Annotated in this window: 13 protein-coding genes; 8 read left to right on the top strand and 5 right to left on the bottom strand. The window is 37.1% G+C overall.

Annotation, left to right across the window (positions count from 1 at the left end; genetic code table 11):
- Positions 1-70: 70 nt before the first annotated feature.
- The gene (locus EHR01_RS14175) at positions 71-2,803 is read right to left on the bottom strand and encodes a hypothetical protein (RefSeq protein WP_135695566.1); all 2,733 of its coding nucleotides are present in this window, start codon (positions 2,801-2,803) and stop codon (positions 71-73) included.
- Positions 2,804-3,252: 449 nt separating this feature from the next.
- Positions 3,253-4,080, bottom strand: coding sequence for a prohibitin family protein (locus EHR01_RS14170; protein WP_135695564.1), 828 nt, complete (start codon positions 4,078-4,080; stop codon positions 3,253-3,255).
- Positions 4,081-4,191: 111 nt separating this feature from the next.
- Here EHR01_RS14170 and EHR01_RS14165 point away from each other — a divergent pair, with 111 nt between their 5' ends.
- From EHR01_RS14165 to arsN2, 4 genes are all read left to right on the top strand, one after another.
- Complete coding sequence (locus EHR01_RS14165) at positions 4,192-4,599, top strand: ankyrin repeat domain-containing protein (protein WP_135695562.1); 408 nt, start codon at positions 4,192-4,194, stop codon at positions 4,597-4,599.
- Between the two features lie 71 nt (positions 4,600-4,670).
- Positions 4,671-5,534: a hypothetical protein gene (locus EHR01_RS14160; protein WP_135695560.1), complete on the top strand. Its 864-nt coding sequence runs from the start codon at positions 4,671-4,673 to the stop codon at positions 5,532-5,534.
- Between the two features lie 130 nt (positions 5,535-5,664).
- The gene (locus EHR01_RS14155; protein ID WP_244310124.1) at positions 5,665-6,366 is read left to right on the top strand and encodes a hypothetical protein; all 702 of its coding nucleotides are present in this window, start codon (positions 5,665-5,667) and stop codon (positions 6,364-6,366) included.
- Between the two features lie 179 nt (positions 6,367-6,545).
- Positions 6,546-6,986, top strand: coding sequence for an arsenic resistance N-acetyltransferase ArsN2 (gene arsN2 / locus EHR01_RS14150; RefSeq protein WP_135695558.1), 441 nt, complete (start codon positions 6,546-6,548; stop codon positions 6,984-6,986).
- Between the two features lie 138 nt (positions 6,987-7,124).
- Here arsN2 and EHR01_RS14145 read toward each other — a convergent pair whose 3' ends face one another.
- The 3 genes from EHR01_RS14145 to EHR01_RS14135 form a co-directional block, all read right to left on the bottom strand.
- Positions 7,125-8,564, bottom strand: coding sequence for a M20/M25/M40 family metallo-hydrolase (locus tag EHR01_RS14145; RefSeq protein WP_135695556.1), 1,440 nt, complete (start codon positions 8,562-8,564; stop codon positions 7,125-7,127).
- Positions 8,565-8,633: 69 nt separating this feature from the next.
- Positions 8,634-9,236: a class I SAM-dependent methyltransferase gene (locus tag EHR01_RS14140; RefSeq protein ID WP_135695554.1), complete on the bottom strand. Its 603-nt coding sequence runs from the start codon at positions 9,234-9,236 to the stop codon at positions 8,634-8,636.
- Positions 9,237-9,305: 69 nt separating this feature from the next.
- Entirely contained in the window at positions 9,306-9,998 is a 693-nt protein-coding gene (locus EHR01_RS14135; RefSeq protein WP_135695552.1) for a nitroreductase, read from the bottom strand.
- Between the two features lie 116 nt (positions 9,999-10,114).
- Between EHR01_RS14135 and EHR01_RS14130 the strand changes: the two genes are divergently transcribed.
- The 4 genes from EHR01_RS14130 (at position 10,115) to ilvD (ending at position 15,737) form a co-directional block, all read left to right on the top strand.
- A complete protein-coding gene (locus EHR01_RS14130) occupies positions 10,115-10,696 on the top strand; it encodes a TetR/AcrR family transcriptional regulator (protein WP_135695550.1) in 582 nt (193 codons plus the stop codon).
- Positions 10,693-13,347 (top strand): TonB-dependent receptor plug domain-containing protein, encoded by a 2,655-nt coding sequence (locus EHR01_RS14125; RefSeq protein ID WP_135695548.1) that lies wholly within the window; start codon positions 10,693-10,695, stop codon positions 13,345-13,347. Before EHR01_RS14130 ends, EHR01_RS14125 begins: the two co-directional genes overlap by 4 nt.
- Before the next feature lie 32 nt (positions 13,348-13,379).
- Positions 13,380-13,991: a hypothetical protein gene (locus tag EHR01_RS14120; RefSeq protein WP_135697356.1), complete on the top strand. Its 612-nt coding sequence runs from the start codon at positions 13,380-13,382 to the stop codon at positions 13,989-13,991.
- Positions 13,992-14,060: 69 nt separating this feature from the next.
- A complete protein-coding gene (gene ilvD, locus EHR01_RS14115; protein ID WP_135695546.1) occupies positions 14,061-15,737 on the top strand; it encodes a dihydroxy-acid dehydratase in 1,677 nt (558 codons plus the stop codon).
- Positions 15,738-15,748: the final 11 nt, after the last annotated feature.

The following is a 15,748-nucleotide window of genomic DNA, read 5'->3' as shown; positions in this document are numbered from 1 at the left end:
AAATTGATTCTCCTTTCATTTGTATCTGTCTAGCTTGATACCAAAAAAGTTTTCCTCAAAACACTGAGATTCATTCGTATTTCCTTATCCAACTTCTTTGGCCATCAGTTTGTACTATGTAAGGATTTGTACCAATGAAACAGAAATCGAATACTCCTCCACCGATTTGATTATTTGAATAATCTATTTTTCTAGTAGATCCTACGAAATGGCTCAGATAAGTAACGCCAGTTGACTCCCTCCAGCCTAAGTATATTGTACCTTTAGGATTGAATTCAAGATTTGATGAGTTTACAGTAGTACTCGCAGTAAAATTAAGATTTGTACTTCCAATAGATAACCAGTTTGTTCCATCAAAAGTCTTCACATTTAATTTGCCATCAGAATCGAAAGATATGTAAAGTTTTCCTCCAAATACCTTAAAATCATGAAGGGAAGCATTTAATGTCAGACCCAAATTTAATTCTCCACCAACGGGAATCCATGAAACACCATTCCATTTTTTCACGTAAAGTTTAGATTTGCCTAAGGTATCGATTTCATTAAAGGCAACGTAAGGTGTTGATCCGTCGAATTGAATGTTTACTTTCAATGGAGTATTACTTGTTAAACTAGAACCAACGGGCACCCAGTTTGAACCGTTGAATCTTTTCACTATGATCGAGAAATCAGTGCTCGGAAGTTCTGGGCCGTTCGAATAAAATGAGGTGTAAGCGACCCAAGGATCTGCACCATTCATACCAATCGAATAGCTAAAAATTAATCCATTCAATTCAGAATTTATCATTGAGCCTACAGACAACCAGGTACTGGAACTTGAATCATATTTTTTAACATAGAGTTTGATATCTCCATTGGCAAGTGAGGCATCACCATTTAATACAGGTGCAGTGCTATACAAAACATAGGGTATTGAACCTGCCATCGCCATTGAAAGAATAGCTATCGCATTGTTTCCAAGTGTACCATAAGTGAAGACAGGTGCCAAAGGTGTTAGACCTGATGATTTGGAAATTCTATAAGCACTTAAACGTTCTGAACTTGAAAAATAGGCACTCAATCCTTGCGATTGCTGAAAGACTGCGTATGCAGAATCCCCATCTGAGATTATACTTCCTGGACTTGAACCAAAATGTGTTGCCCCTGGATACGTTGCATCGTTAAAATTGGACCTTACATCAATGAGTTGCCTAGAAAGGATTTGGATGGTTTGGGTTAATTGTATAGCTCCCTCCGCAATGCTCGCGACCATATTGGAAAAACCAACTTTTGCATCCAGAGTATAAAGATTTACAACTAAACTTGTGGGTGTATCTCTATCTAGAGTTCCCAGATCTCCATTGGTAGGAACATTCCAATCTGCATTCAACCAAGGAAAGTAGGTGACGATATTTCCATACCCGTCTTGACCTTCTATCGCAAAATATTTCACATTTCCTTCTTTCATGGAAATAGTTTGTGGCTCATTCGTTTTAGAAAGAGATGCAATCTTATTTCCAAATGCATCAGTTTCATAGAAAGCGAGCGTTTGAACATTCCCTGGTAGAATGGTAAAGTCTTGAGTAACCGAATTTGAAACTGAAGATAACAGCTTTAATTGTACTTTCCCTGAACTAACATAATCACTTTTCGTCGCAGTAAAGAGAGTTCCTGCACTACCTGGTTTATCTAGTTTACCAACATTATTGATTGCCGTTACTTCTTCAGGAAGTAGATACTGTCCCGTAAGATAAGTATTGGTTGCCTCATTTCTGCAAGAGAGAATTAGATTTCTCTGAAAACCTGCACTAATATTTTGAATTCCAGTTAAGTTTGTACGCAAAGTGTTCGGCAAGCAGTTGTGATTCACAGTGTAGCTTGTGACAACGGGAGCTGTAGATTTAAGCGACTTATTATCCCAAGCTTCTATCTTAATATCTAGAGTGGTTCCTGCCAGTTTGTCTGCATTTGTATAGAATGTAGAAGGGATCAAATAGACATATCGACTCGTAGGTGATATCGAGACATTGTTTTCAGGTTGCATTGCTACCTCATTCGTATAGGTCGCAGATGTTGACTTTTTATAAGAAAGTTTGACAGCTATAATGGATCCATCCAAGTCAATGTCTCTAACATCGGCTCGAATATAAATTGGTGCGTCTGCGTGAATCTGAGTTGGGACAGGACTTTGTAGAGTAATAAGGGGCGAGTTATTTCCAGCTGCAGATGGAACTGCAAATAATGCATAACTTGTAAAATGTTCTACTTGAGCTACAAGACTACCTTTTGCATAGTCAATCGATGTTGGGACGCCAACAAAAGACTTACTAGTTTCATCGTAGTAGAACATTTGTTGTGATTTCAGATTTAGATTCTGTTCTGAAATTTTGGATGAATCATAGGTTACGACTAAGGAAGCTGGTTTATCCATTGCAAACTGAGTTCCCGGTGGAGAAAATTTATACCCTTGCCCAAAGAATTTAAATTGGATATTGGAATCTGCTTTTCCAGTTTTTTCTATCGTAATTTCCGTATCCTTATCTAAAGAATTTGGAGGAATTACAAAGCTAAGTTCTTTTCCAAGTTGGATGGTTCCGCCATCATCTGCTTTAATCATCGATGTCACTTTGGTTCCTTCGCCGACAAGCAATGGTACGTTTTGATCGTTAGAACCAATAGTCAGACCTAATAAAGAAAGACTGCCAGTGTCCTTTGACTTGTTTGTTTCAGTTCCAATACAAAATTGTGTGAAGAACATGCTTAATATCAGAAATGTAATTCCAACTCTGATATTGATTTTATTTTTAACCGACGTTAGTGTCATTTTTTTAACCTTTTATCTGAATTTTCTAAATTAATAAATAATAATTTACTGATTTATCTTTTTAGTAATTTATTATACAAAATTTAGATTTTTCATCTAGAAACTTTTGGTCATTCTAGATGCAACGTCAACTTTCAGAGGCTAGGTGGTATAATTGCGATAATATTTTAAAAAAAATGATTAATGAATAAGTGTAATTGTAATTAGATGGTAATGTATTTGTAACTTTTATATTTTCATTTTTACTGACCGTATTGCAATGAGTTAGCTTTTGTAAATGACAAATATCGTAAGTATTTTAAAGCAAAGGGAGATTTGATGGATTCAACTCAATTTATATTCTAAATTGAGTTGAAGTTTTGTTTTCTGCTAAATTCAGTAAAGTTGCAACTAAGAGATCGTTTTCATTTTCTCATTAAAGAATGAAAATTTGAATCGAAAAACTTACCCTATTTCCCCTCCGGATTCACAATAATCGGCAATCCATCTTTTCCATTGGGAACAAAAATCAATTTATTATTTGGATTCTCCATTGCTTTCAATTGAATGTATTTTGGTGTTAAAGATTCAGAAATCATCTTTTGCGCTTTCGCTTGTGCGTCTGCTTCGATAAGAACGGCCTTCGCTCTACCATCAGCAGTGATTTGTTGAATTTCCGCATCTCGTTTAGCAATATTGATTTCGAACTTCATTTGTTCTTGTTCTTGTTGTTTGGTAAGTTTACTTTCGATAGCTTTTAATATGGATGGACTATACTCTACATCATCGATAATCACATCATCAATTTCGACATGTTTATCTTTTAACTTCTCAGCCAGGGACTTTTTAATTTGGGCAGAAACATTCGGTGTTTCTTTGGATATCGAAACCATATTATATGCAGACAAAATATTTCTTATGGCAGTGCGAAATTGAGGTTTGACCACCTTCTCATAGTAACCCCTTCCAATTTCCATTTCCAATTCGTAAATTTCGTTTTCGATTGGCCGGATGATGATGGCAGCACTCACTGTAATTGTTAAATCGTCACGAGTGAGGACTTCTACTTTTTCCTGGTGACTCACCCACTGAATGGAATAAACATAAACACTATTCCAAGGCATATAAGTTTGGACCCTAGATTCTAGGGGTTTTTGGCTAAGACCACTACTATATGGTCGCCACATAAGCCCAACTTCACCCGGACTGATGATGGTGAGGCAGGAAACAAAAAATAGACTTACCCCAATTATGGGAAGGAACCGGAAACTGTTGGGAAAAATGGATCGACGTTTCATAGTTAAACCATTAGACTAAAACCGATGTTACAATTTCTATCCAGTCGATTTTTAATTTCGGCACCACTTTATTTTGTTTTTTTGGCTTTCATCGGAATGAGTGTTTCGTGTATGGAAGACGAATCTGTAGTCAAAGCTCCTAAGAGTTTGGAATTACGTCTCTTTCAGGCAGTCGACAAGGGAAACCTCGAACTAGTCAAAGAACTGTTAGCGGAAGGTGTTTCGATCAACGCAAAGGATTCCCTGGGCAATTCCGCCTTAATCAAAGCAGTCGATGAGGAAGCATTGGCGATTGCCAAATTTTTGATCCACAAAGGTGCCAACGTCAACCTTCGTAACACAACAGGTGAGACCGCACTCTACCGCGCCGTCTATCGCGGTAATTTAGAATTAGTCAAACTACTGGTAGAAGCCGGTGCAGAAACCAAAGTCAAAACCGTAGGCGGAGTCAGCATTGCGGAACTGGCAGAAGAACGAGGGGAAGAAGGGATCTTGAAGTATCTACATTCGCTTAAATAGGAGTTTTCTATTTAAATAAATCCGCATATCCAGTGTTATGCGAAATAGTTCTAAATTTAATACGGTAAAAAATGAAAAAAGAAGTCAAAAAAATCCTACTATTTTTAATTTTGATACTAAACCAAAATTTATTTGCAACAGATAAATTCTACGTACTATACGGAATTAAACTTGGACAGAAGATGGCCATTGCATCTGAGATGCTTGGTAAACCTTTCAAATCCGAAAAATTTCCCGATGGTTTTAGGTATGAGGCTTTCAAAATAAATGATCATATTGTAATCGTGGAAGCAAATAATACAAGACCTGACCTTATATGGGGTATACAAATTCAAGGTAACTCAAATCCAGCCAATCTAGGAATTAATGGATTAAACCTATCTGACAATGATTCAAAAATTATAGAATTATTTGGAAAACCTGACGAAATAAGAGATTCTATTGATGAACTCACTGGCAAAAAAATGCCAGGAATACAATTTTATTCATATGATAAAACTAGCAATTTCAGTATAGAAACTACGAATCATAAAGTCTCAAGTATTAAAATAACTTTCAGTGGATACAATCTATCTGATGAAAATTATGAAATTAAAGAATTTATAGATATTCTCAAATCAAAAGATCTTTATAAAATTTCCTCCAATATTTCATCTGACTTCATTTTAAAAAGTGAAAAAGAATTCAATATACAAAAATCAATAGTGGAAACTTTAAATTCAAAAAATGAAATTAGCGATCTTCTTTTATATTCGCAAAATGGGTTAACCTCAATTACTGAGAAGAGTATTCTCGAAAAAATTCCTATCAAGAACAAAGAAAACACTGTAATTGCTTATTACTTTCGTGTTATGATAGAAAATAAAAACGTTCACATTTTCTTTCTGAGAAGTTTTGAAGGCTGGATCCTCAAAGAAATTAATTTGAATCAATAAGAACCAAAGCGTATAACAGCATGGACAGCACTTGGTCTGCGACACATTCCCCTTGCATTCGCAAGTATAATGTCTAACTTAAGTCGGTTAGTCTAATTCGTGATACGCAATAACTCAAATTTTAAACTTTATGAAAAAAATCAGATTTCTGTTGATAATATTTACAATCTTCTTCGCTTGCTCAACTGCAAGTGAACTAAAACTGGAAAAGGTAGAATTGCAAAAGTCCTCAGACGAAAATAAAATAATTGAAATAAGTCTTGTTAATTTTCCAAAAATGAAAACGGAAATCGAAATTGAACTTCAATCAATTGAATATTTTTCAGAAGATAGTTATAGATTTGGATCAAAATATTCATTTTCTGAAGAAATCATCGGAGATAAAATAAACATCGAAATCCCAAATGGAAAATTTGTTGGGTCGATACAGGTTAAACTCTCAAAAACAATTCCATTTTATAAAAATTACTACGGAATTCACACTATTTATTTTGGGATGAATGAAAAGAGAATTAAGGAAAAATTTAGTAATGAGAAATGTTCTTCTGAGTATTCTTTTAGTATTAAATTAGCTAAATCATTAAAATATCACAATTTTTGTGATGATCTTGATGTTATAAATAAAAAATATAAATTAAAATTCTTAACAAATGATAGAACTGAATTTAATCCTACAAGAACAGTTGCTCTTACATATGCTGGAGTCTCTATCGGATTAACTAAATCTTTTCAGCATTATCCATATGCACCTTTTCTTTTACTTGCTAGTTATTTTGGATTCTTTTTAAATGATGTTGACATATCCTCTGAAATTCAGCAAGAATCTTTGTAAAAATGGTGTACTTTGTATAAAAGTAGGGAAACTCTGGGTTTCGGTACATTCCCGCTTGCTGTCGTGGCCAGTCACTAACGTCCGTTAACGGGATGCAAGGTCATCCTATTTCGACAAACATAATTCTCGTTATATGAAATTTCCTCTAAAATTATCATATGTTTGGGGCGTTTAAAATTATGAACATCTTAGAATTTAAAAATGCCAAAAAAACCGATTTAGAACAAATCATTGTCCTTCTAGAAAAATTTAAGCTTCCTAATGAAGATATTCATGCAAATTCATTAATTCATTTCATTATTGTAAAATTTAACGATCAGATTATTGGTACGGTTGCACTGGAGAGATTCGGCAATTTAGGTTTGCTTCGTTCTCTTTGTGTTGAAGAGAATTATCGAAATGATAATATTGGAAAGTCGCTTATCAATAAAATACTCGATTACGCAAGAGCGGAAAACATCTTGGATGTATATTTACTTACTACTACAGCGGATAAATATTTTTTAAAATTTGGATTTGAAGAAATAAGCAGAGCGAATGCTCCCGATCTTATTCAACAATCTACTCAGTTTAGAGACATTTGTCCATCTTCAGCAATTTTTATGCACAAGAAACTCTAATTTAAATTCTTACTTTGTTGAAATTGAATGAGAAAAGAATTCATGGCAACTCCGCATAACATCGCTTAGTAAATATTCTTTGGCACTCACCCTTATCAGAGTCAGTGCCAACTTTCATCCTTCACAACTCCTGATCGCTTACTGGTTCATCTCCACCAAGGTTTCAAAAAGAATTTTAGTCCCTAATTCTAAGTTATCAATGGTCATGTTTTCATTTTTACCATGCATCCCATCAATATCTTCCGATTTGAGAACCGCAGGAATCAATCCGTATGATTTAATTCCTAACCTTCTCAAGTAGGAATTGTCTGTTTTTCCAGGAGAAAGAAAAGGAGTTACCGTACTGTTTGGAAACTTTTTGACAGACACAGCTGCCAAAGTACTAAAAAGTCGAGTGTTGATAGGAGATACGTCGGTTGGATTGATATCGGTAAAAGTAATTTCCGCATTGTATTTAGCGGCGATTGTTTTTACTTTATTGGCAAATTCTTCAATATCAACACCGGGCAAAGTTCTGATGTCGAGTCTTCCTGAGGCTTCCCCTGCAATTACGTTTTCACCCCCTTCGCCTTCTGTGGTTCTAAAACCTGTGATGGATTTTGTGTTTGTGGTCATTGCCGTTAGGTGACGATTGCTTCGGATGGTTCCGTGTAATAAAGGTTTGATCAATGGGTTTCTGGCATTCTTCAAAAAAAATGAATTTGGAAAGGAACTGATAGTCCCGAGTTGGTAAAAGAATGCATCGGTTTCTGAGGTGATGCGGATATCAGATTCCAGTTCTCTGACTTCATTAAAAAATTGGATTAAGGACAATGCTGGGTATTGAGTTGGAGGCGAAGATCCGTGCCCACTGGTCCCCTTGATTTTGGCTCGTAACCAAATGTTTCCTTTTTCCGCATATTGAATGTTAAAGATAGTAGAACCTGGGATCACAATGTCTCTTGTAGCCACACCACCTTCATTGATTGCGTACTCGTATCCTTCAAAAACTTGTTTTTGTTTTGAAGTCATATACTTGCCGCCTAACTCCGAACCTGATTCCTCATCAGCCAAAGCCAAATACATAATTTTTCTAGTTCTTGGAATTCCAGATCGTTTGATTTCCAGAAAGGCAAGTAATTCCATCACGGCCATACCTTTCATATCAATGGCACCACGTCCCCAAACCCGGCCTTCACTTACCGTACCAGAAAGCGGGTTTACCTTCCATTCTTTAGAATCAAATTCGACTGTGTCCAAATGGTTCGCGAGTATGATTCCTGGCTCGGGATTTGGAACTGTCGCTGGTAATTCTGCAATCAAATTAGGTCTTGTTGGATATTTCGGATCAAAAACAAAACGAGAAGGGATTCCTTCTTTGGCAAGGACCGCTTGGATGTATTTAGCCACCTGAATTTCGTTTCCACGAACGGATGGTATTTTCAATAAATCTGATAAAAGTTTTACCGCTTCCGATCTGCGTGCTTCCCAATTGACTTTGGGATAAGATTGTTTTAGTTCCGCATACTTTACCTTTTGACCGAAGGAACATTGTAAACTTAAAACCGCGAGAATAAATACCGAAACCAAAACCTTCATAAAAATGAATCTCCCTTTCTTTCGGAAAAAGAGAATCATGGATTTTAAAAGTTAAAAGAAAAAACTAACCTATATTTTTCGTAAAACCAAACGAACAATGGCTGCCTTTCCTCTATGGAACGGGCTCTCGTTGAGTTCAATTTCTAAGGCTTCTTCGTATTCAACACTCATTTCGGAAAAATCCATTCGCAAATCTTTTAACTGATACAACATATCAGGATCTTTTGGACCACCAGATGTGTATTTCAATTGGTCAGGAGAAAATGCTTCTAATAATAAAATTCCACCAGATTTTAATGTCCGAACACAATTCCGATGCGCTGTTGTGCGGATCGATTTATGGAAGTGACAATAGATCAAAGCAACCATATCCATTTGTTCTGGAGCATAGGGATAAGTTAAAACGTCAGAAATCTCATAGTGAATGGTGACATTTTTTTCGTTAGCAAGTGCAGTTGCTTTTTGTTTTCCGATTTCTGATTGGTCAAAGGCAAACACATCCCAGCCGAGTCCTGCAGCAAATACGGCATTTCGTCCTTCCCCTTCGCAAGGAAAAAGAATTCTTCCTTTTTTCAAATTAGGCAAACGAGTTCTTAAAAAATCGTTTGGGTCTTTTCCGTAAACATAGTCTTCATTCGCATAACGTTCATTCCAGAAAGTTTTAGAATACATGGTGTCCCTGCTGTTTATTCTTTTGGTCGCATCATCATATACTAAACTTTCTGAATCAGAACTACTTTTTCAATAAAACCGAAGTAAATCTTCTGCAGATTCCCTTGGGGTGTGAAAACGATTGAGTTCAGAATCTGGTTTTGGATATCCAATGCTCAGTCCGAGGATTACCTTTTCTTCCTTTGGAAGTCCCAAATGATTTCGAACTACATCGGGAAATGCACCCAAAGCAGCTTGTGGACAAGTTCCCAATCCTTCCTCCCTTGCTAGAAGAAGAATCGATTGTAAAAAACAACCCAAATCAATTCCGACAAAGAAATTGAAATCAAATTTAGAAGTGATAAAAACTGCAGTTGGTGCTCCAAAGAATTCAAAATTTCGAAGCATAAATTGGTCCCTTGCTTCTTTGTCTTTACGATCAATTCCAGCCACTCCGTAAATTTTCATCCCTAAATCAAACATTCGTTTTTTGGCATCACTTGGATAAGATTCTGGCCAATTGGTTTCTGGTTGGGGGGAGGACTCCCTTGCTGCTTTGGTAAGTTCCAATGCCAACTCTTCTCGCTGATTGCCACTCACAATATGTACCTTCCAAGGTTGTGAGTTTTTCCAGCTGGGAGAACGCAGAGCCTTTTTGAAGATCCTCTGGAGGATTTCATCTGGGACAGGTTCCGGTAAATATTCTCGGATGCTATGTCTAGTTTCTAGGGCCTCCGTTGTTGTTTTGGCAGACTCATGGATGGATATCATTTCAGAATTCATATGGATGCTCCTGGTCCATATACATACCGACCGGTATGTATATGCAAGAACTTTTCATACAGACCAGTTGGTATAATGTTTGCCTAGTTTTTGTAATTTTGGAATTTGTAAGGGATATGAAAAAAGAACCAACTCGTGTACGCCTCTTGCAAGTGAGCAAGGAACTCTTTTTAAAACAAGGGTATTCGGAAACGGGCCTCAATCAAATCGTCGGGGAAGCAGAAACCGTCAAAGCGAGTTTGTACCAACATTTTTCCTCAAAAGAGATGTTGGGTAAGGAAGTACTTAGAATTTATTCGAATGAAAATTTAACTCTTCTCAAATCTCTGATGAAACGAAATCCAAAACCTCTTGATTTTGTGAAGGCTTGGGTTCGGATTCTTTCCCGGGAAGCGAGAGAATCCCAACTCTTTGGATGTGGGATGGCCAATTTCCGAGCACAGATTGCAGCAAACGAATTGGAAATTTTGAAAGAAATTGAGGAAATTGCCCACAAAACCATCGATTGTTTGGCTGAGTACTTAGAAGAGTCTCTGGAAAATGGTCATATTATTTCTAAAGTGGATTGTCGATTACTCGCCAAACAATTATTTTTTGTCTACGAAGGGGTTTTGCAAGGGTACCGTTTGCTTGATGACAAAAGGTCATTGGATGAACTTTACCGAATTGCTGAGAGTTTGATCCCAACTTCTAAATGAAATATACCAAATCGATCATTTATCTTTTTTGTTTGGGATGGTTTTTACCTCTGTACGCAGATGGAAACCTAGAAGTTGTATTCCAAATTGTAAAATCCAATTCTGGTAAACCCGTCACAAATGCTGTTGTAATTTCAAAAAAAGGCAAAGCCAGCGGAGTTTCCAATGAAGAGGGGATCGCCAAACTTCGATTTCCCGAACCTGGGTATTATGAAATAAAAATCTCTACTGCCGACAGAACCGAATCGGTGTTCCGCGAAGTTCGATTTAAAGGGCAGGTGATCCTCGTCACCATCTCAGAAGCAAACCTATCGGGGATTTTAGTCAGCGGAGAAAGAGACAAAACTCCTCTTTCTCGGTATGGACTTGTACAAGACGAAATCAAACGACTCCCTGGAGTTTCTGGTGATTCTTTAAAAGCTCTCCAAACCATTCCGGGTGTTGTGATTGGTACCCCCGTCGGAATTTTACCATCAGTCTTTACAAACATTGGAACCAATTTGTTAACCGGAAATCCATATTCCAATAGTGAAAGAGGAGATTTATCCTTACGCGGTGGTGGGACAAGACAAAACCAATACTATTTTGATGGATTTCCACTTTCTTATCCATTCCATTTGGGAAACCAATCTTCCGTACTAAATAACAATTTAATTAAATCCTTTGATGTATTTACAGGTGCTTTTCCAGCTAAATATGGTTATGCGACTGGAGGGATCATTGCCATTGAAGGTACTGATCGTGTTGATGAAAATAAAACAGTCATCAATATTAATTTGTTTTTATCAGATATTTATAACCAATCCAAAGTTCTGCCGGGTCTAGCAATGATCAGTTCGGGAAGGAAAAACTATCCTAACTTGGTTTTATTACAGGCCTATCCACAAGGGATTCCTGAAGATGCAAAGTATGCAGAGTATCAAGATTACCAATGGAAATTGATTTGGGACATTAGTTCGGAACACCGCCTTTCCATCCAAACGTTTGGAACAAGAGATAGGCAAGCATATACCAAAGCCCAAGCAGATTTGGAAAGGGGAGGGGAAGACCCTCGTCCTCCGACGGGCCTTGATCGAATGTTTCGCACTGATGCCATCCGTTACGTTTGGAAAGGAAAAACATTTCGAAATACATTATCGTACTCACGCACTTCCTTTAATGAATTTTTTGAATTAAGATTTACGAATCCACTAACAGCAGAAAATATTTTTGGATTACAAAATCGAACTGCCGATACCACAACCTATGTTCACAATGCTTTTGAATGGGAACTTTGGGAAGAACATCTTAAATTAGAAGCGGGTGTCCAAGGTCGGTTCCGTGAGACCACTTTAAAAGGAGAGAATATCTCTTCTTATAACCGATTATTTTATAATATCTTTAATGATCTTTTAAATTCCAATGCAGCTTTTCGATCCGTAATCGATGGAGATAGAATTCGATACCGGGAAAAATCTGCTTATGCGGAACTTCCCTTCAAATATGGTGGATTTCGCCTAACACCAGGAGCAAGGGTCGACAACTATTCTGGCAGCAATGAAACCAATTTGGCTCCACGAATCACAGGTGGTTATCTTTTTGAATCCACAAAAACAGGGTTTATGGTTGGCCATGGAATTCATTACAATGCTCCTGTTTCGATTGAGGCCTTGTCTGCAAAGTCAGGAAATCCAAATCTTTATATGGAACGTTCCGAACATAATTCCGTTGGTGTCAGCCAGGAGTTTGCTAACAATTGGCAAATTAAAATCGAAGGTTTTCGGAATATCTTTCAGAATATCATCGTTCCTGATGCCTACATTGTTGATCCATATGCTTTGAACAATGACACTCGGGTTTTTGTAAATGAGACAGCCAAAGTCCTCGCAAATCCCATCACACCCAAAAATCTAAATTATTCGAATGCAGGATATGGTCATTCGGAAGGTGTTGAAATTTTTATTAAAAAAACAAAAGATCCAAGAGAACAATCTGGACTTTTTGGTTGGATTTCTTACACAAATTCAATCACCAAACGAATCAATAACCAAGCTAGATTATCCAGTGATGAAACAAGAAACAGAACTTTATTGAATAATTCCAGAACGCTACTTGCCCAATCAAAAATTGGAACCAACTATATCAATTATTATGATGATAACCAATTTGAAGTAGTTTATAATAACGATAAAGAACAACTTTATGATTTAGATAGAACTCATATTTTAAATATTGTATTTGGTTATAAATTTAATCCAGAGTGGATGGTGGGCGGAAGGTTTCGATATTTTTCGGGTACACCTTATACTCCCATTACAAGTGCTACACGAGCAAACCAAGCAGCAACTTTTGGTTTAAATTTATATTTTCCAAATTATTCTGGAAACTATAACAGTGATCGATTTTTACCATTTCATCAATTTGATTTAAGGATCGATCGGATCGAAAATTATTCTTGGGGTTATATCAATACTTATATTGAATTTGTAAATTTTTATGGCCGTAGGAACCAAGCGGGATTCGAATTTGATAATACAAAAAACTACCAAAGGAATCAAAACCCAGCGCCTACTTATGATACTGTAAATTCTCCATACATTATTTCGCAAACTCCGAATGGAAAATTAGCCTTTATTCCTCTTATCAATATTGGGATGGAGGTACGATTTTGAAAAATACACTGATTGTATTATCGATCATTTTGATGTTAACCTCTTGTTTTGAAAGTGGGGAAGAAAAACAAAAAAAAGAAGAGAACAAACAAACTTTTAACTTAACTACTTTGTATTTAATTCGTGAATCGGGAAATTGTATCAAAACCAATACTTCCTTATCTTCGAATAACCAATTTTGTAGCCGAAGGCCTCTTGGTGTATGCAATGTCAACCAACTCATTGTCACCCAGAGCGAAGTGAATGTTATGATCAATGATGCTCGCATCATCCAAACAAGAACGACGGATTGCCAAGAATCTATTTTACAATCGGGAGTTTTGAGTTTGAAGGCCACAACTACGGCCAATACTGATACCTTTAAATCCCAATATACATTTCGTGTTGCAGAATCTTGCGAATTAGAAGGATTCCAAGTAAGTAATGGAACAAGGTTCGCTAATTTTACTGAAATCCTTTGGTTGGAGTCTGTTCGAGGAAAAATTGCAAAGGCAGCAAAACTCATAGTAGCCAATGGGTTTTTGCCTCAGGCAAATCGTGACCGCGCTAACAGTTGTTTGAATTTGGAATTTAAAGATTGGGAAAAGGACCTTGCACAAGGAAACAATGAAAATAAAATCCTGGTCGAAATCGTTCATCCATAAATCTAAAATCCGCTTTCCTTAACCTCGCCATCTCACATTTTGTCTTTAATCTGAAGGAAATTGAATTTTATGACTTTGAATCGATATAGCCGCATTCTTACCCAAGATGAATCCCTTCCTGCCTCCCAAGCAATGATCATTGGATCTGGAGTTCCTTATGAAGATTTAAATAAACCATTCATTGGAATTGGAAGCACTGGATTTGATGGAAATCCTTGTAACATGCACCTCACCACTCTTGCTTCCTTACAGAAGAAAAGTGTATTAGATACAAAACAAATGGTGGGTTTATTATTTAACACCATTGGGGTTAGCGATGGAATCACGAATGGAAATGATGGGATGCGTTATTCATTGCCTTCAAGGGAAATTATCGCCGATTCCATTGAGACAATTTCTGGTGCTCATTATTATGACGGGATTATCTTCACTGCTGGTTGTGATAAAAATATGCCTGGTGCCATTATGGCAATGTCAAGACTCAACAGGCCATCCATCATGGTTTACGGTGGAACTATCAATGGTGGAAATTACAAAGGCGAAAAATTAAATATTGTTTCTGCTTTTGAAGCTTATGGAAAAAAAATTAACGGCAAAATCACTGAAGAAGATTTTAAAGAAGTAATTAAGAATTCCTGCCCAGGCCCTGGAGCTTGTGGTGGAATGTATACGGCCAACACTATGGCAACAGCAATTGAAGTGATGGGAATGAGTTTGCCTTATAGTTCCTCTTCTCCTGCTCGTAGTGAAGAAAAAAAGAAAGAATGTATGAATATTGGAAAGTATATGTACAATCTTCTAGAAAAGGATATCAAACCTTCTGATATCATCACTCCCAAATCCATTCTAAATGCACTTCGTGTGGTAACCATTCTTGGTGGTTCCACAAATGCTGCCTTACATATGATTGCGATTGCAAGGACAATGGGTATTCCACTTGATTTGGAACAAATTCAAAAAGTAACCGACACAACTCCACTTTTAGCTGATATGAAACCAAGTGGAAAGTATCTTATGGAAGACCTTCACGCCATTGGCGGAACTCCTGCCATCATGAAATTTATGTTACGCGAAGGTTTGATTGATGGATCTTGTTTAACTGTGACTGGAAAAACCATCGCAGAAAACTTGGAAGGACTTCCTGACCTACCAAGTGACCAAGATTTGCTTAGACCTGTCAGTAACCCGATCAAAAAAGAAGGCCATATCCAAGTTCTTTACGGCAACATTGCCAAAAAAGGTGCTGTGGCAAAAATCACGGGCCATGAAGGGGAAATGTTTGAAGGGAATGCCATTTGTTTTGATTCCGAAGTGGAAGCCAACGCAGGAATTCGAGATGGTAAAGTAAAACCAGGCCATGTGGTTGTGATTCGTTATGTAGGACCGAAAGGAGGACCGGGAATGCCGGAAATGTTAAAACCAACTTCTGCCATCATCGGTGCAGGCCTTGGGGATAACGTAGCCCTCATTACCGATGGAAGATTTTCTGGAGGAAGCCATGGATTTGTTGTGGGTCATATCACACCAGAAGCTATGGAAGGTGGAGAATTGGCCCTAGTCCAAGATGGTGACAAAATTCTAATTGATGCGCGTACCAACAAACTTGAGTTAATTGTATCTCCGGAAGAACTAGAAAAAAGAAGGGCAACTTGGAAAAAACCTCCGTACCGGATTACCTCTGGGTATCTTTGGAAATACATCCAGATGGTACAAGATGCCAGTACGGGTTGTTTGACAGACCGTTAAAAATTCACTTT

The organism is Leptospira mtsangambouensis (assembly GCF_004770475.1).
GTDB lineage: Bacteria > Spirochaetota > Leptospiria > Leptospirales > Leptospiraceae > Leptospira_A > Leptospira_A mtsangambouensis.
Note: the sequence above shows the minus strand (reverse complement) of the source record. Positions and strands in the feature narration are given on the sequence as shown.

Excerpts from the sequence above, each read along its gene's own strand:
- ilvD (WP_135695546.1), top strand. The coding sequence starts at position 14,061 with ATGACTTTGAATCGATATAGCCGCATTCTTACCCAAGATGAATCCCTT.
- EHR01_RS14120 (WP_135697356.1), top strand. The coding sequence starts at position 13,380 with ATGTTAACCTCTTGTTTTGAAAGTGGGGAAGAAAAACAAAAAAAAGAA.
- EHR01_RS14155 (WP_244310124.1), top strand. The coding sequence starts at position 5,665 with ATGAAAAAAATCAGATTTCTGTTGATAATATTTACAATCTTCTTCGCT.
- EHR01_RS14125 (WP_135695548.1), top strand. The coding sequence starts at position 10,693 with ATGAAATATACCAAATCGATCATTTATCTTTTTTGTTTGGGATGGTTT.
- EHR01_RS14140 (WP_135695554.1), bottom strand. The coding sequence starts at position 9,236 with ATGTATTCTAAAACTTTCTGGAATGAACGTTATGCGAATGAAGACTAT.
- EHR01_RS14175 (WP_135695566.1), bottom strand. The coding sequence starts at position 2,803 with ATGACACTAACGTCGGTTAAAAATAAAATCAATATCAGAGTTGGAATT.
- EHR01_RS14165 (WP_135695562.1), top strand. The coding sequence starts at position 4,192 with ATGGAAGACGAATCTGTAGTCAAAGCTCCTAAGAGTTTGGAATTACGT.
- EHR01_RS14145 (WP_135695556.1), bottom strand. The coding sequence starts at position 8,564 with ATGAAGGTTTTGGTTTCGGTATTTATTCTCGCGGTTTTAAGTTTACAA.
- EHR01_RS14130 (WP_135695550.1), top strand. The coding sequence starts at position 10,115 with ATGAAAAAAGAACCAACTCGTGTACGCCTCTTGCAAGTGAGCAAGGAA.
- EHR01_RS14135 (WP_135695552.1), bottom strand. The coding sequence starts at position 9,998 with ATGAATTCTGAAATGATATCCATCCATGAGTCTGCCAAAACAACAACG.
- EHR01_RS14160 (WP_135695560.1), top strand. The coding sequence starts at position 4,671 with ATGAAAAAAGAAGTCAAAAAAATCCTACTATTTTTAATTTTGATACTA.
- arsN2 (WP_135695558.1), top strand. The coding sequence starts at position 6,546 with ATGAACATCTTAGAATTTAAAAATGCCAAAAAAACCGATTTAGAACAA.
- EHR01_RS14170 (WP_135695564.1), bottom strand. The coding sequence starts at position 4,080 with ATGAAACGTCGATCCATTTTTCCCAACAGTTTCCGGTTCCTTCCCATA.